Origin of the sequence: Pyramidobacter sp. C12-8 (assembly GCF_002007215.1) — a bacterium.
Taxonomy (GTDB): Bacteria; Synergistota; Synergistia; order Synergistales; family Dethiosulfovibrionaceae; genus Pyramidobacter.
This window is the reverse complement of record NZ_MUHX01000038.1, coordinates 1-17,806: the sequence shown is the minus strand read 5'-3', so window position 1 is coordinate 17,806 and position 17,806 is coordinate 1. Positions and strand designations below refer to the sequence as shown.

The 17,806-nt window shown below is 60.5% G+C and carries 12 protein-coding genes and 1 pseudogene; 4 read left to right on the top strand and 9 right to left on the bottom strand.

Annotated elements, in window-relative coordinates; translation table 11 throughout:
* Positions 1–518 precede the first annotated feature (518 nt).
* The gene (locus tag B0D78_RS11280) at positions 519–1,919 is read left to right on the top strand and encodes a DegQ family serine endoprotease (RefSeq protein WP_078017050.1); all 1,401 of its coding nucleotides are present in this window, start codon (positions 519–521) and stop codon (positions 1,917–1,919) included.
* 198 nt (positions 1,920–2,117) lie between these two features.
* Here the strand turns inward: B0D78_RS11280 and B0D78_RS11275 are convergent, their stop codons facing one another.
* The 4 genes from B0D78_RS11275 to B0D78_RS11260 all read right to left on the bottom strand — a co-directional run bounded on the left by B0D78_RS11275 (position 2,118) and on the right by B0D78_RS11260 (position 11,929).
* The gene (locus B0D78_RS11275) at positions 2,118–2,633 is read right to left on the bottom strand and encodes an OmpH family outer membrane protein (RefSeq protein ID WP_078017049.1); all 516 of its coding nucleotides are present in this window, start codon (positions 2,631–2,633) and stop codon (positions 2,118–2,120) included.
* A 104-nt stretch (positions 2,634–2,737) separates the two neighbouring features.
* Positions 2,738–9,334, bottom strand: coding sequence for a YadA-like family protein (locus B0D78_RS11270; RefSeq protein ID WP_168170121.1), 6,597 nt, complete (start codon positions 9,332–9,334; stop codon positions 2,738–2,740).
* Positions 9,335–9,818: 484 nt separating this feature from the next.
* The gene (locus B0D78_RS11265; RefSeq protein ID WP_078017047.1) at positions 9,819–10,370 is read right to left on the bottom strand and encodes a LemA family protein; all 552 of its coding nucleotides are present in this window, start codon (positions 10,368–10,370) and stop codon (positions 9,819–9,821) included.
* A 200-nt stretch (positions 10,371–10,570) separates the two neighbouring features.
* Complete coding sequence (locus B0D78_RS11260) at positions 10,571–11,929, bottom strand: alanine/glycine:cation symporter family protein (RefSeq protein WP_078017046.1); 1,359 nt, start codon at positions 11,927–11,929, stop codon at positions 10,571–10,573.
* Between the two features lie 195 nt (positions 11,930–12,124).
* Between B0D78_RS11260 and B0D78_RS12920 the strand changes: the two genes are divergently transcribed.
* Positions 12,125–12,358: a hypothetical protein gene (locus tag B0D78_RS12920; protein ID WP_168170120.1), complete on the top strand. Its 234-nt coding sequence runs from the start codon at positions 12,125–12,127 to the stop codon at positions 12,356–12,358.
* 88 nt (positions 12,359–12,446) lie between these two features.
* Complete coding sequence (locus tag B0D78_RS11255) at positions 12,447–13,805, top strand: SEL1-like repeat protein (RefSeq protein WP_078017045.1); 1,359 nt, start codon at positions 12,447–12,449, stop codon at positions 13,803–13,805.
* Positions 13,806–13,993: 188 nt separating this feature from the next.
* On the opposite strand, the gene B0D78_RS11250 is transcribed toward B0D78_RS11255, so the two are convergent.
* The 4 genes from B0D78_RS11250 to B0D78_RS11235 form a co-directional block, all read right to left on the bottom strand.
* Positions 13,994–14,710 carry a B3/B4 domain-containing protein gene (locus tag B0D78_RS11250; protein ID WP_078017044.1) on the bottom strand — a complete coding sequence of 239 codons (717 nt, stop codon included), beginning with the start codon at positions 14,708–14,710 and terminating at the stop codon, positions 13,994–13,996.
* Positions 14,711–14,807: 97 nt separating this feature from the next.
* A complete protein-coding gene (mce, locus tag B0D78_RS11245; protein WP_078017043.1) occupies positions 14,808–15,218 on the bottom strand; it encodes a methylmalonyl-CoA epimerase in 411 nt (136 codons plus the stop codon).
* Positions 15,219–15,285: 67 nt separating this feature from the next.
* Positions 15,286–15,990: a prepilin peptidase gene (locus B0D78_RS11240; protein WP_078017042.1), complete on the bottom strand. Its 705-nt coding sequence runs from the start codon at positions 15,988–15,990 to the stop codon at positions 15,286–15,288.
* A gap of 5 nt (positions 15,991–15,995) precedes the next feature.
* Positions 15,996–16,547 (bottom strand): isochorismatase family protein, encoded by a 552-nt coding sequence (locus tag B0D78_RS11235; RefSeq protein WP_078017041.1) that lies wholly within the window; start codon positions 16,545–16,547, stop codon positions 15,996–15,998.
* 130 nt (positions 16,548–16,677) lie between these two features.
* On the opposite strand from B0D78_RS11235, the gene B0D78_RS11230 reads away from it, so the two are divergent.
* Positions 16,678–17,268, top strand: coding sequence for a hypothetical protein (locus tag B0D78_RS11230; RefSeq protein WP_078017040.1), 591 nt, complete (start codon positions 16,678–16,680; stop codon positions 17,266–17,268).
* Positions 17,269–17,401: 133 nt separating this feature from the next.
* Here the strand turns inward: B0D78_RS11230 and B0D78_RS11225 are convergent.
* Positions 17,402–17,806 (bottom strand): annotated as a pseudogene (locus B0D78_RS11225) (hypothetical protein); the annotation flags it as partial.

The window sequence follows — 17,806 nt, the reverse complement described above, 5'->3', positions numbered from 1 at the left end:
CGCTTGGCTTCTCTTCCTCGTCCTCTTCGGTTGTCAAGAAACGGCGTCGCACGCTCTCCAGCCGCTCTCTCTCTTCCAAAAACGGCTTTCCCACGCGCAACACGGCGTATATTAACGCGAACCGGCGATTATGTCCATATCTACGAAAAGCATTCTGTATTTTTTGAACGACGACTTTTCGATTTCATTGCGGGACATTTCGCGCTCATTCAACGATTTTACTCCCAGATTCTCGAACTTATAATCCGATCTGACACAATTAATCCACGTTATTGAAACATTGTCACAAAATTTTCACGGCGCGGCGATGCCCGTCGGTTCCCAAACAAATAATTCTTCTCTCGGCCGAGTGCCGTCTTTTGGATAAACTTTATTGATTTGAAAGGAGCAAAGAATAAATTCAAGTTTAGCTGTTTTGTATAAAACATCAATGCGCAAACAGCCGTTTTCGTGTAATATGTGCATCGTTGAGGCGGGACCGTCGCGTCCTGCCCGATTCTTTGCGGAGGTGAAATTTTATGGAACTGAGAAAACTGAAAAGATCTCTTATAGGCATTATACTGGGTGCCATGGTCGCAGGCAGCATACCCGCTTTTTCTGGGACGTTGCCGCCTGAAGCGCTGACTGCCGGCAGTCCCGTGGCCGATCTGGTCGAGAAGGTCGGTCACGCGGTCGTCAATATCGACGTCGAAGGTACGGTCACGCGCACGGTGAATCAGGGGCTGCCCAACGACCCCTTCTTCAGGGAGTTCTTCGGCGACATGTTCCGCGAGTACACGCGCCGCGTTCCCATGAAAGGGGCCGGGAGCGGCTTCGTCGTCTCCAAGGACGGCCGCATCCTCACCAACAACCACGTCATCGACGGCGCCGACAAGATCACGGTCACGTTCTTCGACGGCAAGACCATGGAAGCTTCGGTGATCGGACGCGATCCGACGTTCGACATCGCCGTGATCAAGGTGGACGGCAAAGACCTTCCCACGCTCGAGCTGGGCGACAGCGACAAGATCCGCGTCGGCGAGACCATGGTCGCCATCGGCAACACGCTGGGGCTGGGGCTGGAGCCCACCGTGACGGTCGGCGTCCTTTCGGCGCGCAACCGCAGCATTCACTTGCAGAACTTCAATTTCGACGGTTTCCTGCAGACCGACGCTTCGATCAACCCCGGCAACAGCGGCGGCCCCCTGCTTGACATGCAGGGCCGCGTGATCGGCATCAACACGGCCATTATCCCCTCGGCCCAGGGAATCGGCTTCGCGATCCCCATCAACATGGCCAAGCAGGTCATGAACGACATCGTCGCCTACGGCAAAGTCCGCCGCGGCCAGATGGGCGTCTATCTGCAGCCCATCACCGAGGACATCGCTTCGGCTTTCGAGCTGAAGAACACCAAGGGCGCCCTGATCGCCGACGTGGTCCCCGACTCTCCCGCCGAAAAGGCCGGCCTGAAGCGCGGCGACGTCATCGTCAAGCTCGACGGCAAAGAGGTGGAAGACAGCGTCAAGCTGAGCACTTCGGTGCGCCAGCACATGGCCGGCGACAAGATCAATCTCGAGGTGCTCCGCAACGGCAAGACCATGAACTTCTCGCTGACGCTTGCGGAAGTGGATACCACGGTCGCCGACGCCAGCACGGCGGAGAAAATCGGCTTCACCGTGGCAACGATCACTCCGGAACTGCGCAAAGAGCTGAAGCTCTCGGAGCGCGACAGCGGCCTGGTCGTCACCGAAGTGGAAGAAAAATCCCTGGCGGCTCGCTCCGGCCTGCGCCGCGGCGACATCATCCTCCAGGCCGGCGGCCGCGAAGTGAACAACTCCGGCGATCTGTTCAAGGTCATCGGTTCCACCAAGAGAAACCGTGTGCCCCTGCTGATCCGCAGATACGGCCGCACGCAGTACCTGCCTCTGAACGTCAAATAAGCTTTCTGGCTCCACAAACGAACGCCGGGATGCAGCGGACATTTTCGTCTCCTGCGTCCCGGCTCTTTTTGTCGAAGCGATAAGCGCGGCAAACAAGACGATCCCCGCCGTTGGACTCGTTTTTTCCGAATCCAGCGGCGGGGATCGCGTCGTACTTTCAATACGCGCTCTTCAAGACAGCGCTGTAAAAGATCGTTTCTACTTTTGGGCAGGCTGAGCCGGAGCCGGTTTGTTCACCGTCACCGTGGGCAAAGCGGCAAACTTGGGAGTGCGCTTGTTCATTTCCTTCATCACCGCGCTCGTCACGTCGAGCTTGGGGACTGCGCCAAGAAGCAGCTGACGGCTCACGACCGCCTGAATCTTGGGATTTTTCTTCTGCCACGCCTCCGTTGCCGCCATCAGTTCCGACTGCAGAACCGCCAGCACGGCATTGCGCTCGACCGCCATCTGCTGCTCCAGCGCAGCCTGTCCCTGCCTGATGATCTCCTGCGCCTCGGGCGAGTTCTCCCGGCCGCGGTACAGAGCCACCAAGTCGTTGTATCCCTTCTGAAGCACTTTCTGCACCTCGTTCAGGTGCTCCTGCCCCTTCTTGCCGGGAGTCGACTGGGCCAGGATCCTCTCCGCATCCACCACCGCGATCTCCGTGGCCGGAGCCGTTCCCGCCGCCGCACCCATCAGCAGTACCGCCAGAAAAATCGTCATCGCTCGTCTCATCGCAAACCCTCCACACAGAAAAAAATTTTAATTTCCACATCACATTGTACCACAAAGAAGAGGGCGGATCTCAACCGCCAATCCGCCCCCTTCGCCCTTGAACGTCAGTTCGCTTTTCTGCCGCTCTGCAGCAGACGCTCCAGCCTCTCCACGCGCGCGTTCATCTCGGCCATCTGCTCGGCCTGGCGCATGTTGGTCTGCCGCAGCGAAGCCACTTCGGCCTGCAATTCGGCGTTTTCCTTCTGCATCACGTAGACGCTGCTGATCGGGCCGGAGCGGTAGCGCTCGGGGATCGCGTCCTTGTCTTCCTTGCGGCCGATCTTCCAGGTCAGCCCGGCGTTGGCCATCGACTCGCCGTGATGGGTAACGGACACTCCGGCGTGGACCATGAAGTCTTCTTTCAGGTAGTGCGCAAAGCCGAGGGCCAGCGCGTACTCGCCTCTGTACGCTCCGAAGCCGGCCATGATCTGGCTGGGTTCGACGGGGTCGTACTGCATCGGTTTCAACCCGGCGAGGGCAGATCCGAGCGCTCCGGTGCTCTTGATTTCGCTTCTCAGTTCGCCCATCTGGTTGTAGACGCTGCCGAAGTTGTTGTAGATGTTGGTGAACTGGGTGTCTACGGCGCTCAAGGCGTCGCCGACGTTGTGGTAGCTGCCGCCCTGGATGACGTAGGTGGGGGCGGAGACGGAACCGTCGGGGTTGACGGAGGAGCCGCCGCCGAAGTGGTTGGAGACGCTCGACGAGACGCCCCAGAGCTGCGAGCCGTTGACCGCGTCGGCGCTGGTCTGGCTGACTTCGCCCTTGGCGACGTTGACGACTTTATTGCCGGTCGCGTCGAAGCCTTTGGCGGTGACTTTGCCGGCGAAGGTGGGCGCGTCGACGACGCGCACCTTGACGGCCCCGGAGTCGTTGCTCAGTTTGATGTTGCTGCCCGCCTTGAAGTTGAGGACGTTGTCGGTCTTGCTGACGGTCTTCACTTTCACGCCGTCGATCTGTGCGTCCCAGCTCTGCAGGGCGCTGGCAGACGTCGACGCGACCTGCTTGAGCTGTCCTTCGGTGGCGGCCTGTCTGGCTCTGTCGCCTTCGCCCCAGCCGGCGTCGAGGGTCGTGTTGGTCAGGTTGTTGATCGTGCCCTTGCCGCCGGTGTTGATCGTGAGCTTGTTTGTCGTCCCCGTCACGTCGAATTTCAGCTCGTTCTTGAGGGCGACGACAACCTTGCCGCCATCTACCCTGGTTTCGGTGTTCGTGCCGTCGCCGGCGACGTGAACAGCTTGGCCGAGTTTCTTGGTGACGACGCCGTTATCGTCGGCCGAGAGGGCAAAACCCTTATCCACCGTGGTGTTGGTTTCGGCGATCTTGGCGTCCAGCGCCTTGAGCTGGGCCACGTTCACCGCGTCGGTATCGGCGCTGCCGGCGGCTACGTTGGCGATCTGCCGGGTCGCGTTGGCGTTCCCCACGGAAACGGCCCCATAGGAACCCTTTACCGTACCGCGCACGAGCGTGTCCATCGCCGCGCCGGCGCCGGCGGGCACGTAGACGTTCGACAGCATCTGACGGTCGGCTATGCTGAAAGCGCCCAACGCCACGCCGCCGTCGACGGAAGCGTTGGCGTTATGTCCCAGGATGACGGCGTTCGAAGCGTCCGTCGCCGCAGCGCTGTCCAGCGAGCCGATGACGACGTTGTGGCTCTTGCCGTCCATGCTGCGCTTGTCGCCCAGAACGATGTTGAAGTCGCCGTTTTTGACGGTGTTCTCCGAACCGATCACGGTAATGTGGCTGACGTTTTCGCCGACGTTCTTGTAGCCGTTGAGCAGGTTGAGATCGCTCAGTTTGGCGCTCGTACCGGTCAGCGTATTGTTGACGCCCATCAGCTGGGACCGACGCGTCCAATCAGCCGTGTTGCCGCCGCCGATGGCCAAAGTCGCCCCGGCGCCATCCATGTCCTGGAGGGTCTGGCGCAGTTTGTCCGCCATCTCGTCCACGGTGTCGGCTCCAGAAGACACGTTCAGCGGGAAAATGTTGGAATTGCTGACGTTGTTCCCCGCACCGAAGATCAGCGCGCCGTTGGCGTTCTCGGCTGTATTGGCGATGCCGACGATGCTGTTGGCGACGCCGCTGGTCCCGCCGTTCCCCTTCGAACGCACGCTGTTCAGAGACCCGATCACAGTCGCGCCGAAGTTCTGCGAGCCGTAAAGATAGCTGTTGAGTCCGCCGGCGCCGGTGAAGTCGCCGGTGACGATGGAGTAGGCACCGACCATCGTGCCGAAAACGGCTTTGTTGTAGCTGTTGGTGCCGATGGTCGTCATGTTGACGAGATTGGCTTCGCCGTTCGTCGCAGCCGCCACGTTCGTTCCGCCCATCGTTCCCGTGTAGGTATGGGAACCGATCTGGATGCTGCCGGTGCGCGCGTAGGAATTCGTGCCCATGGCGATGCCGCCGGCGATGCGCGAAGTGTCGTGAGGCGTATAGGTCGGATTGAAGGGATTCCCGCCCGTCGTCCAGTTGGTCTTGTCGAAGCTGAACTCGTACTCCTGCTGCCCCGAACCGTTGAGGACATAGGAGTTCTTGCCGATGGCGATGCTGGTCAGCGAATGGCCGTTCGACGCCACTTTCGCCGTGTCGCCGAGAGCGATGCTGCCCGCGCCGTCGGAAGAACTGCCGTAGCCGACGGCGACGGCCTTTTCGGCGCCGCTACTTGTCGTGGCGTTGACGCCGGCCGCCAGCGAGTTCGAACCGCCGGCGCCCGCCGTGGCCGTCATGGGACCTTTGTTGGTGGCGACGGGAGCGACCGCCGCGCCGGAATTGACGTGGAAGTACATGTCCGCGTTGGCCGCGGCGCTGGCCATATTGGCTACGCCCTTCAGCTGCGCGACGTTGACGGCATCGGTGTCTTCCGTACCGGCCGCGACGCCCGCGATCTGGCGGGTGACCTTGGCGTTCCCCGTCGTATCGCCGACCGAAACGGCGGCCGCGGTCGATTTCCACGTGCCAGTGGCGTCGGAATTGTGATTTGTCCCCAAAACGTCATAACCCACTACATTCTTATCCGTCGAAACTACGGAGCCGCTGCCGAGAGCGACGCCGCCCGCCTTCTGGACGTCGGCGTTGTGTCCGATCAGTACCGCGTCGGCTACCTTCAGCTCCTTCTCCGTATCGGCAGAACCGAGAACGATGCTGTGGTTCGCTTGAGTCAATTTTCGCTTGTCGCCCAAAAGGAGCGCCGTCTTCGTATTTTCGACCGTATTCTCGGAGCCGATGAGGGACACGTGTTCGACGTTGGCGGCGGTGTTTCTGTAGCCGTCGATCATATTGTATTTGCTGACTGCATTGTTTTTCCCTGTCAGCGTGTTGCTGACACCCATGATCTGCGACGCCTGCGTGTAGTTCGCCACGTTGCCGCCGCCGATGACGAGCGTCGCGCCGCCCTCCGAAGTTTTCACGGCCTCGGTCAGACTTTCCACCATCTTGTCTACCGTATCATAGCCGCTGCTGGCCGAAATACCGGAGATGCTCTTGATAGAATTGGTAACTTTATTGCCGGCGCCGAAAATCAGAGCGCCGTTGGCGTTCTCCGCCACGTTGGCCAAGCCCACGATACTGTTGGCTACGCCGCTGTCTCCGCTCTTTCCTTTGGAGCGGTTCTGATTTAAGGAACCGATCAACGTGGACCCCATGTTCTGGGAACCGTACAGAAGACTGTTAAAACCACCGCTGCCGTCAAAATTCCCCGTATTGATGGAATAAGCGCCCACAATCGTAGCCATCATTCCTTTGTTGTAGGAGTTGGTGCCGATCGTGGTCATGTCGATAATGTTGGCCGAGGTGTTGTCGACCGTCGTTCCGCCCATAGTGAGGCCCTGCATGGTATGAGAACCGATTTCGACGCTGCCCGTCCGGGCATAGGCGTTCGTTCCCACAGCAATACCGCCGGGCAATCTGTCCAACGCCGCCTGATCCTTGGGATCGTTGGGGCCGTTCCAGCCCGCCTTGTTAAAGCTGAATTCGTATTCCTGCTGGCCAGTGCCGTTCAGGACATAGGCGTTCCTGCCGATGGCGATACTGGTCAGCGGATGCCCGTTGGATGCGACTCTGGCCGTATCGCCAATCGCCACGCTGCCGGCTCCGTCCGAATTGGCCCCGCTGCCGATCGCCACCGCCTTGATCCCGGTAGCTCTCGCGCCGGAACCGAAAGCGGCGCCGCCTTCAAAGCGAACGTAGCTGCCGCTGCCGACCGCCACGCCGTTCTTTCCGTCGGCATGGACCTGCGCGTTGTAACCAAGGGCCGAACCGCCTTCCGCAGAAACGGAAGAACGGTTGCCCACGGTAACGGCATTTTTCTTCGTCACATTCGTGTTGAAGCCGATGGCGGTGCTTTCTTCGGCGTCTTTCTGCACTTTCGCGTTGACGCCGGCCGCCAGAGAATTCTTGCCGCCCGCGCCGGCTTTGGCGCTGACCGTGCCTTTATTGGTCGTTACCGGATCCTCGGTGACATTCGTTGAATTTACATGGAAATAGGAAACGCCGTCGGCAGCAAGCTGTTTGGCAAGCCCCTTCACCTGCGCCACGTTCACCGCGTCGGTGTCGTTCGTACCGGCGGCAACGCCGGCGATCTGGCGGGTTGTGGCGTTGCCGTTACCGATGGACACAGCGCCTTTATTTGCTTTCCATACAGCATTATTAACGGTAGAAGCCGTACCGGTCACGAAATCCCAGCCCGCTTTTCCGGCGGTCACATTCCCCTGCGAACCGGCGCCAAGAGCCACGCCGCTATCCACAGAAGTCGCGGCGCCCTGCCCCAACGCCACGCCGGCGACGCCCGCCGCCGTCGTGTTCGCGCCGTTACCGATCGCGACGGTGTTCGCGGCCTGAGCGTTCGTGTTATATCCGACGGCCACGCCTTGATCGGCGGCCTGCTGTACTTTGGCACTCGGCCCGACCGCCACGGAATATTTCCCACCGGCGCCGGCCGTAGCGCTCAATCCTCCATAATTGTTGGCTATGGGAGCTCCCCCTGTATTTGTACCGTTTACATGAACGTACCCATTGGAGATGCCTTTCAACTGCGCCACGTTGACGGCGTCGGTGTCCTGCGTACCGGCTGCCACGTTGATGATCTGACGAGTCGCTCCATTGGCACCCACAGAAACCGCGCCTTTTTTAGACACCCAGGTCGCCGTAGTTGCCGTGGAGGCTTTCCCTGTCGCAAAGTCCCAGCCGGCCGCGCCGGAATCGCGATTGGCGACGGAACTTACGCCAAGAGCGACACCGCTTTCGACAGATACGCTGGCGCTATTGCCCAATGCCACGCCGGAAACGCCCGCTGTCGTCACGTTCGCGCTGTTGCCGATCACGATAGCGTTAGCGGCCCGGGCGTTTGTGTTATATCCAATGGCGATACCGTTGTCGGCGTCTTTCTGCACTTTCGCGTTGACGCCGGCGGCGAGAGAATTCTTACCGCCCGCACCAGCTTTGGCGCTGACCGTGCCTTTATTGTTCGTTACCGGATCCTCGGCGACGTTCGTTGAATTTACATGGAAATAGGAAACGCCGTCATCGGTGAGTTTTTTGGCAAGTCCCTTCACCTGCGCCACGTTGACGGCGTCAGTTTCGTTTGTACCGGCCGCCACGTTGATAATCTGACGGGTCGTTCCGTTAGCACCCACAGAAACCGCGCCTTTTTTAGACACCCAGGTCGCCGTGGTCGCCGTGGAGGCCTGCCCCGTTGCGAAATCCCAGCCCGCCGTGCCGGAAGCGCGGTTGGCAAGGGAAGCAGCCCCCAAAGCCACGCCGTCTTCCGCCTGCGCGCTGGCGCCGCTGCCCAGCGCCACGCCGTTCTTGCCGACCGCCGTGACGCTGGCCGTGCGGCCGAGAGCGAGGCCGTTCAACGCCATCACGTTGGCGCTGTTGCCGATGGCCACGCTGTCGGTGGCGTCGACTTCGCCGTTGTATTCGGCCGTCACTGCCCCGGTCACAGGATCAACTGTGACCTTTTTGAAGCCGTTCGTTCCCACACGCGCCCCCTGTCCGATGACGACGGCGTTTTTGGAGGTGGAACCGACGGCGCTGTTGTACCCGCCGACGAAGGCATCCTGACCGCCGGCTTTGCTATTGTTGCCGACGACCGTCGCGCGAAAGCCCGTGTTGACGTTGCCTTCACCGATCGTATAGGCGTTGTTGGAACCGACCTTGTTGTTTTTGCCCAGGACATAAGAGTTCGTTCCTGAAATCACGTTACTCTCACCGTAGGCATGGGAATTATTTCCCCATACGGCATTCTTAAGCCCAAAAGCGTAAGTCGTCGAGCCGTTCGTGGCATTCTCGCGGCCAACGGCGACACTGGAAGCGCCTTTTGACGTATTCAGACGTCCGATGGCAATGCTGTCGCCGCCTGTCGCGTTATTGCCCACGCCCATGGCCACGGAATTGGCGACATTGGCGACGTTGTTGACGCCGAGTGCGATGGCGTTGCCTGCGTTGGCGGCGTTGTTGGCGCCCACGGCCAGCGCTCCCGCGCCTTTGGCCGTGGCGTTATAGCCGATCGCCGCGTTCTGCGCGTGGTTCGCCGACGAACCGGTACCGATGGCGATGCCCGGCCCTTCGCCGGGAGGGTTCGTGGCCGGAGCCGCCGCGCCCGGCACGGCCTTCATCAGCATCAATCCCAGCGCCACGGCAGCCAGCGCGCCGCTTTTCAGGACGGGCAAAGAGCTTTTTTCATCGAGGGGGCTCCCCCCCCCCCTTCCACAATTCGTTTCTGTTTCAATCCTTTTTTTCATTCGTACCGACCTCTATTTTAAGTTCAATTTGATGCGTTCAAACATGACGCAAGCCTAATTACTCTTCAACCAATTTTAATTTCGACCATTATACCAGACAATACCTCTGCAAACAAGTATCTTCTGAACATATTGCCCATAGATTTCTCACATTCGATCTGCCATTCGTCGGCCATCGTCCGGTCGATCATCACGAAGACGGTCCACGCGGGACATCTTTTCGTGAAAAACGCCGTTCAGCTTGTTTATAGGAAGTTTCGCCATTTTCCGACAGCCGCTTGAAAAATTTCTTTCAAAAAAGGGACCGCGCGCCATTTTTTCAGCGCACGGTCCCTTGTGTTTTGCCGTGGTTTTTACATTTTCTCTTTCAAACGACCGCCGCTTTTGTCCGTCCGCTCGCCGCTCCGGCGTATCAGAAAGACACTTTCGGGGCCTGGGCTTCGCCGGCGTCGCCCAGTTCGAAGAAATCGGCGCGGCGGAAACCGGTCAGCGCCGCCACCAGCGACGAGGGGAAGGAGCGCACGGCCACGTTGTACTCGCGCACGGCGCCGTTGTAATAGCGGCGCGCCAGCTGCAGATCGTCTTCGAGGCGGCTCAGCTCGCCCATGAGGTCGCTGAAGGCGCGGTCGGCCTTGATCTGGGGATAGGCTTCGGCGACGGCGATGAAACGTCCCAAAGCGGCAGTGAGGGAGCTTTCGGCGGCGGCGATCTCGCGGGGCGAACCGCTTCCCTGCGCCGCGCGGGCCTGCGTAACACTGAGCAGCAGTTCTTGCTCGTGGCCGGCCAGGCCTTTTGCCGACGCGACGAGATTGGGCACCAGATCGTGACGGCGTTTCAGCTGCACGGAAATGCCGCTCCAGCCCTCGTCCCGGCGCGAACCGAGGCGCACCAGCCGGTTATAGACGGTCACGCCCCACAGCCCGACCAGGGCGGCCACGACGACGTAAAAAACGCTTGGGTTCATCGAGAAACCTCCTTTGCAGAGATGATGAGAGTATACCAAAAAAGGGCGCCGGCCGCAGCGCTTTTCCTTCCGGCCAAAAAAAACGGAGCGAGGCAACGATTACCGTTTCTCTCGCTCCGTTTTGTGTACGATCAGGCGTTCTCTTTGAGGACGCTCGAACAGCGCCCCTGTGCGAACTTAACTTATGTCCGGCTTCGGGATCAGGCTTTCAGTTTGCCGTCGCTGTCGAAGTCGTCCAGCGCTTTGGAAACGACCTTGGCCAGGCCGATCAGGGCGATCAAGTTGGGGAACACCATGATGCCGTTGAAGAAATCGGAAAGTTCCCAGACGAGGTCGAGCTTGAGGACGGAACCGAGGATAACGAACGCGACGACGATGAGGCGGTACGGCGTGAGCCCCTTGTTGCCGAACAGGTACTTGATGTTCTGCTCGCCGAAGAAATACCAGCCGATGACGGTCGAGAACGCGAAGAAGAGCATGCAGATGGCCACGAAGGGAAGTCCCCATTCGCCAAGTCCGATCCTGAACGCGTTCTGCGTCAGCGAGATGCCGCTGGTTTTGCCGTCGAGAGCGCCGGTGACGAAGATGACGAAAGCGGTCATGTTGAGGACGACGAACGTATCGATGAAAACGCCCATGATCGCGGCAAGGCCCTGCTCCGCCGGGTGCTTGACCTTAGCGACGGCGTGGGCGTGAGGCGTGGAGCCCATGCCGGCCTCATTGGAAAACAGGCCGCGGGCGACGCCGTAACGGACGGCTTCCTTGATCGTCGCGCCGATCAGGCCGCCGGTCGCGGCCTTGGGATCGAAAGCGCCGTCGATGATCATCCAGAACATGTGAGGGATCTTGGCGCCGAAACGGACCAAGATATAGAGACCACCTAGGAGGTACAGGCCGGCCATGATGGGGACGATCTTCTCGGTCAGAGAAGCGATGCGGCCAACGCCGCCGAAGAACACGTAAGCGGAGACGGCGCCGACGACGCAGCCGACGATCAGACGGTTCGTGCCGAAGGCGTTGCTGAACGCGTCGGCGATGGAGTTGGACTGCACCATGTTGCCGATAAATCCGAGAGCGATGATGATCGCGACGGAGAAGAAGATCGCCAGCGGCCGGCAGTGAAGACCTTCGGCAATGTAGTACGCCGGGCCGCCGACGACGTTGCCGAGATCGTCCTTGCCCTTGTAAGTCTGAGCCAGAACGGCTTCGGCGAAGATCGTGCCCATGCCGAAGAAGGCGGCGATCCACATCCAGAAGATGGCGCCGGGGCCGCCCATGGCGATGGCCGTCGCCGCGCCGGCCAGATTGCCGGTGCCGACCTGGGCGGCGATGGCCGTAGCCAAAGCCTGGAACGAGCTCATGCCTTCCTTGCCGGCACGCTCGCCGAAGAGCGTCAGGCCGCCAAACACGTGCTTGAACGCCTGGCCAAATTTGCGAACCTGAACGAACTTGAGGCGAAGCGTAAAATACAATCCTGTGCCGCAGAGAAGAGGAATCAGACAGTACAGTCCCCAGATAAAACCGTTCGCTTTTGAAACCAGTGCCGTTAGTTGGTCCATATACGAAAGCCTCCCTAGAATTAATAAAAACAACATTGTGCTGCAATGAAACTGCAGATGACTGAAAGCCTTGCACAAACTTTGGGCAGAAAGTTGTGAAAAGCTCACAAATCATACTGGTATTATGCGTTTTCTTTCACGAATTTACAACAGATACTTTACGGCAAAAAAATCTTTAGAATTAAAAATATATTCATGTTTTTAGTGCATCCACAAAGAAAACCGGCCGCATTTCGCCTCGAGGAAGGGGGCACCCAGCTTTCGCAAGTTTCGAGAGAAAAGAGTTTGCCGTCCGCGTCCGCGCCGCCGCAAAAAACTTCACGCGGCTTTTTGCCGTACGCTTTTCCCGCGCTCATCTTCAGAGGCGAAGGCAAGATTCATTCTCCCTCAAAATTCGGAAGCACAGAAGATGCAGATGAGGTAAAATGAAATGTATACGCGTCTTCGTTTTCATTTCTGCATCATCACACGCGATTTTTTTATTATAATTTTATAGAAGGAACCTCAAGGAGATCTCATGGAAAAAACAAAGTTCGCCGCGGCGTTGCTGTTGAGCGTCGTTTTCGTCCTGCCGGCGCGCGGCGCCCCGGTGGAAAAAGCGGAAACGCCGGCGGCGGTTTCGAAATCGGACAAGCGCACGGCGCAGGGACTGCGGGCCTGGTTTGGCGGGCGGGAGCGGGAAGCGGAAGAGATTTTTTCCCGCATCACGCGGGAGAACTCTCCCGACCCCGTCCCCTATCACGCCCTGGCCATTCTTCTCTCCGACCGGCAGCAGGATTACTCTCGGATCACCGAGCTTTACAACCGTCACAAAGCGCTTTCCCCCAAGAGCGGCGACGCCTACGGCGCCATTCTGCCGATCCTCGACGAATACGCCCGCAAAGGCTGCGTCCAGGCGCAGCTGCTTCTCGCCCGCGCGCAGGATTGGGGGCTGGCCGCCGCGCCGAACGGGATCCACCCCATGCTCTGGCTGCGCCGCGCGGCCGACGGGGGCTATGCGCAGGCGCAGCGGGAGCTCGGGCTCCTCTACGAAACGGGCGAAAGGCTCGAGAAAGACACCGCGCGGGCCGTCGCGCTTTACAGCGAAGCCGCGGCGCAGGACGACGCTTTTGCGATGAAGTTTCTCGCCGTGCTGTATCTGAACGGGAACAACCCCGCTTACAGAAGAACGGCTTTCGAGCTTCTCAATCGGGCGGACCGGGCGAATCTGCCCGAAGCGCAGCTGCTCCTCGCCCAGCTTTATCAAAAAGGGATCTTCGTGAAGAAAGACGCAAAGCGGGCCGTGCAATGGTACAAAAAGGCGGCCCGAAACGGCAGCTCGGAGGCCATGAATATCCTGGCCTGGCGCTGCGAAAACGGCGAAGGCGTCAAAAAATCGCCGGCGAAGGCGCTGCAATGGTACAAGGCCGCCGCCGAACGGGGGGAGCACAACGCGCTCTTCCGTCTGGGCGTTCTGTATTACACGGGCAAACACGTCGCGGCCGATCACGCGCTGGCCTTCGAATATTTCAAGAAAGCGGCGGAGCTCGGCGACGTCACGGCATGGTACAACGTGGCCTGGTTGAACAAAACGGGCGACGGCACGGCGCAGAACTTTCAGGAGGCGAAGACCTGGTTCGAGCGCGCGGCGCTGACGGGCAACAGCCGCGCGCAGGTCAATCTCGGCGTGATGTACGCCAACGGCGAGGGATTCCCCGTCGATTTCGAGGAAGCCTGCTTCTGGTTCGAACTGTCGAAACTCTGCGGCAACGAGGACGCGCAGCAAGGGCTGGATTTCGTCGCGCCGCAACTGGATGACGCGGCCAAAGACCGCGCCCGGCGCCGCGCGCAGCGGAATTTCAAACGGATGCGCCGGCAGCGCGACGAGCAGCCGTAAGGCTCGGCCTGTCCCGTGCCGCGGCGCTCGACGAGCGGGACGAAAGAGTTTTTTCCGGCAGGAATCCTTTCGAGCCGCGGCGCGCCCCATACAAAAAGCGGCCGGAAGCCGATGATCTTGATTTCATCGGCTTCCGGCCGCTTTGATTGTTCCACGTGGAACATCGCGGCTCGAGGAGCTTTCGCGCTTTATTCAAGGCTGGCGGAGCGGTTTTCGCGGTCGGCGACGGCAACGCGGCACGTTCCGCCAAGACGGCGCCGCGTTTTTTCCGCCAGCGTTTCCAGCGCGTGGCGCAGATCCTCGCGGCGTTCCGGAGCGACGGATTCGATGACCAGAAAGGCGTTGACCGTGTCTTCGGTCAGCATGGTGCGCTGGCCGTCGCGCCAGTTCCAGCAGCGGCATACGGCGCCGGCGTCGTCGCGGTAGCAGACTTCGCCGGGCAACGTCGGCTCTTCCGTCTCGTCGCCAAGCGCCAGGAAGGGATCGCCGCCGGCGCTGACGTCGAGGCGCAGGTCTCCCCGGAAGGCGTCGAGATCTTCGCCGCCGACGGGGAAGCCCCAGGTGAGCGACACGGCGTTGTAGATGTCCACCAGCGGGTTGACGCTGCCGAGACCCTTGCCTTTTTCCACCCGCTTCAGCAGCGCTTCGATCGAGCTGCGCGCGCCTTTTTTCGTTTTGAAGAGCTTGAAGGCGTCGCGCCAGACCGCCACGACGGGACACTGGCTGAGCGTTTCGCCAGTGAGGTATTTTCTCGACTCGTTCAGCGCGCTCTCAAGGTCTGCGGCGATGGCGGAGCGGTCTTTCACCCTGTCGGCGTGGTTTTCCAGGCCGCGGGCGACGACGATGCCGATCTCGGCCTGGGGAAACAGGTTCCAAAACGGTTCCGAAGCGGTAAAGCGGGCCATATGCGCATCTTCTCCTTACGTTCGCACGTTCCATGACGCAGAGCGGCACGACTTAAAAAAGTCGTGCCGCTTTGCGCGTCCGATTCCCAAGCTCGGTTTATCGGCGTTCGCAGAGCTCGAGCAGCACGCCGCCGGTCGATTTGGGATGCAGAAAGGCGATCATCGCGCCGCCCGCGCCGCGGCGGGGCTTTTCGTCGATCAGGCGAACGCCTTTTTCCTTCAGTTCGGCCAAAGCCGCTTCGAGATTCTCGACGCGGATCGCCACGTGATGCAGGCCGCCGCGGCCGCCGTTTTTCTCCATGAACTTGGCCACCGGGCTGTCGTCGCTGGTCGGCTCGAGGAGCTCAACTTCGGTGTCCTTGATGGGAAGGAACGCCGTCTTCACCTTCTGGTCGGCGACCTCCTCCACGCCGTGGCACGTGACGCCCAGCGTGTCCTGCCAGAACGCGAGCGCTTCGTCGATGCTGGGCACGGCGACGCCGAGATGATCGATCACTGTAAGATTCATTTTCATATCCCCCTTTAAATGATCGCGGAACTTCGCTTCGCCTATGATAGCAGAAAAACGCCAAAGCTCAAGGCGGATTCTCTCCCCGGACAAGGCGGGCGGAAGCGGCCGGCTCCTCTTCGAAAAAACGGATCGCCGTCCCCAGCCGCGGGCCGATCCGCGGCGCCGCCCAGAGCGCGAAAAGGAGGCCGATCAGCAAAAACGGCGCCAGCGGCAGCGCGTCTTTTCGCCCGACGCGCTTCGCAAGCAACAGGAACAGGGCGGCGACGCCGCCCAAGACGATGCCGCCGTACAGAGTCAGCGCCGTCAGCTTCCAGCCCAGCAGCGCGCCCAGCCCCGCCATCAGGAACACGTCGCCCCAGCCCATGCCGCCGCGCGTGACCAGGACGATCAGCGCCAGCGGCGCGGCCCCGGCCGCCATGCCCAGAAGAATTTCCTTCGCTCCGGGCAGAAGGCCGTAAGGCAGCCGCAGCGCCAGCGCCGCCGCCAGAGAAGCGGCGACGGCCCGATCGTAAACGTAGCCGTCGCTCAGGTCGGTCAGCGCGTGAAACTCGGCGAAGCACAGCGCCGCCGCGGCCAGCGGCCAGTCGCGGCGCAGCGGCCATCCCGAAACGAGCAGAGCCCAGGAAACGGCCGTCAGAACGGCGCAGCCGGCGAAGGCGCGCCGGCCGGCAAGGATCTTCCTTTCATCGTCCGCCGTCCGGCGCGCGAGCGCGCACACGAAGGCTCCGGCGGCGGCTCCGCACAGGGCGGCCGCCCAGCAGGGCGTCATCGGCCTTATTTGAACAGCGGCAGCAACGCCTTGAACTCCGGCGTCCCTGCCCGGCCCAGAAGCTGATAGACGACCGTTTCCACCGGCAGCACGGCGACGCCCGCCGCCAGCAGGTTGCGCATCGCCAGCTCGTGATGTCTGCGGTTGCGGCTCGCGCACGCCTCCTCGACGACGGCGACGGCGCAGCCGCGTTCTTTCAGCTCCATGGCCGTGGAAAAAACGCAGATATGGCTCTCGATCCCGAAGACGACGGCCGACCTCCGCCCGCAGCGCGCCAGCGCCGCCGCAAAACCGTCCGCGCCGAAGCAGGAGAAGCTGGTTTTGTCCATCACCGCCGCGGGACCGAGCAGCCCGCGCAGCGGCGGCACCGTCGCTCCCAGTCCCTTGGGATACTGCTCGGTCGCCAGCACGGGGATTTTCAATACCGCCGCCGACTTCAGCAGCCGCTCCGCCTCGTACAAGACCGGCTCGATCCCGCTCATCGCCGGCACTAATTTTTCCTGCAGATCGATCATCACAAAAACGCATTTTTCCGCGCGCAGACGCACAGGTTCCATGTTTTTCCTCCTCGGGGCATAGATTTCCTCGTGACTTATTATCCCATACATTTCACGTCATGAGAACAAAGTCGATTTTTTGTGATATGCTTATTTCAGTCGAAAAGTTCACGCTCTGTGGAGGTATAAAATGGACAAAGATTTTTCCGACGCGCCGACGCCGCTGACTGTCAGCTCGTTGATGCGCAGCATGCTCAATCCCGACTATCCGTCGCACATCGTCAGGCTGCTCAACCAGGTCAAAGGCTGGCTGACCAAATCGTTCCGCCTGGACGGGCTGGATCTGCCCTACTGGGAAGCGATCCGCGAGGATCCCGACATGTTCTTCGACGAACTCTCGTGGCTCGAATCGCAGGCCGCCCTGCTGCCCGCCATAACGCCGCCGGCGCCGCGCCCCGAAGCCGTGGTGCTCTATCTCGGCGAAGTCGATCTCACCGACGCCATGCGCCTCGCCGTCGATTACAGCCTGATCTTTTCGCGCGAGGAATGCCGCCGCATGTGGGTCGTCTCCGACTGCTGGATCCCCTTCGACGTGCTCGAATACAGCGACCACATCAAGGCCATGGCGGAACACGGCATATCGCTGCGCTTTCTCGTCGTCACGCCCTGGGGGTGGGTGGAACTGCCCGTCGCCGCGCTGGGCAAGGTGCAGCTGCCCGGCATTTCGTCCTCCGACGGCGGCGCGGGAAGAAACCGGCGGCGTCACAGCGACGACGATTGATCCGCCGAATTGCCTCATGTCAATAGCCAATAAAAATGTCACCATAACTGCTCATTGAAAAAGTCACCCCCTCACACTCCCATCACAGCAAGACATCTCGAAAGAACTCCCCATCGTGCCGCCATAACAACGTCTACGCGAACGTACATTTATCCCGACATGTGCTATGATATCCCTGCCTTTTGACGACGCCACGCCGCCATGGGTGGTCCGGAGCGGGCTTGTGCGCTTTCACAAGCCCGCTTTTCCGTTTCTTTGCCGATGCCTCATCGGAGTCGACTCGTTTTTGACTTTCAACCTCCTTCATCTCGATCCGTCTGCCCTTGGAAACACCCCAGATCCGCCCGGTCGACGTTTCACGCACCTCAACCGTCGTTTTGGCCATCCCGAGGCAATCGTCCGCCGCCGGAACGTACCGACGACCTCCGTAGGAGATCATGCCGCCGTGATCCGTCCTGCGAGATTCGCGACGCGCAAAGAGAAAATCCAAATCGACTTTTCCTTCCGGCTTCACATAAACGTCCTCTCCCTCAGCCGG

Excerpts from the sequence above, each read along its gene's own strand:
- mce (WP_078017043.1), bottom strand. The coding sequence starts at position 15,218 with ATGAATCTTACAGTGATCGATCATCTCGGCGTCGCCGTGCCCAGCATC.
- B0D78_RS11260 (WP_078017046.1), bottom strand. The coding sequence starts at position 11,929 with ATGGACCAACTAACGGCACTGGTTTCAAAAGCGAACGGTTTTATCTGG.
- B0D78_RS11265 (WP_078017047.1), bottom strand. The coding sequence starts at position 10,370 with ATGAACCCAAGCGTTTTTTACGTCGTCGTGGCCGCCCTGGTCGGGCTG.
- B0D78_RS11240 (WP_078017042.1), bottom strand. The coding sequence starts at position 15,990 with ATGACGCCCTGCTGGGCGGCCGCCCTGTGCGGAGCCGCCGCCGGAGCC.
- B0D78_RS11230 (WP_078017040.1), top strand. The coding sequence starts at position 16,678 with ATGGACAAAGATTTTTCCGACGCGCCGACGCCGCTGACTGTCAGCTCG.
- B0D78_RS11275 (WP_078017049.1), bottom strand. The coding sequence starts at position 2,633 with ATGAGACGAGCGATGACGATTTTTCTGGCGGTACTGCTGATGGGTGCG.
- B0D78_RS12920 (WP_168170120.1), top strand. The coding sequence starts at position 12,125 with ATGTTTTTAGTGCATCCACAAAGAAAACCGGCCGCATTTCGCCTCGAG.
- B0D78_RS11235 (WP_078017041.1), bottom strand. The coding sequence starts at position 16,547 with ATGGAACCTGTGCGTCTGCGCGCGGAAAAATGCGTTTTTGTGATGATC.
- B0D78_RS11250 (WP_078017044.1), bottom strand. The coding sequence starts at position 14,710 with ATGGCCCGCTTTACCGCTTCGGAACCGTTTTGGAACCTGTTTCCCCAG.
- B0D78_RS11280 (WP_078017050.1), top strand. The coding sequence starts at position 519 with ATGGAACTGAGAAAACTGAAAAGATCTCTTATAGGCATTATACTGGGT.
- B0D78_RS11255 (WP_078017045.1), top strand. The coding sequence starts at position 12,447 with ATGGAAAAAACAAAGTTCGCCGCGGCGTTGCTGTTGAGCGTCGTTTTC.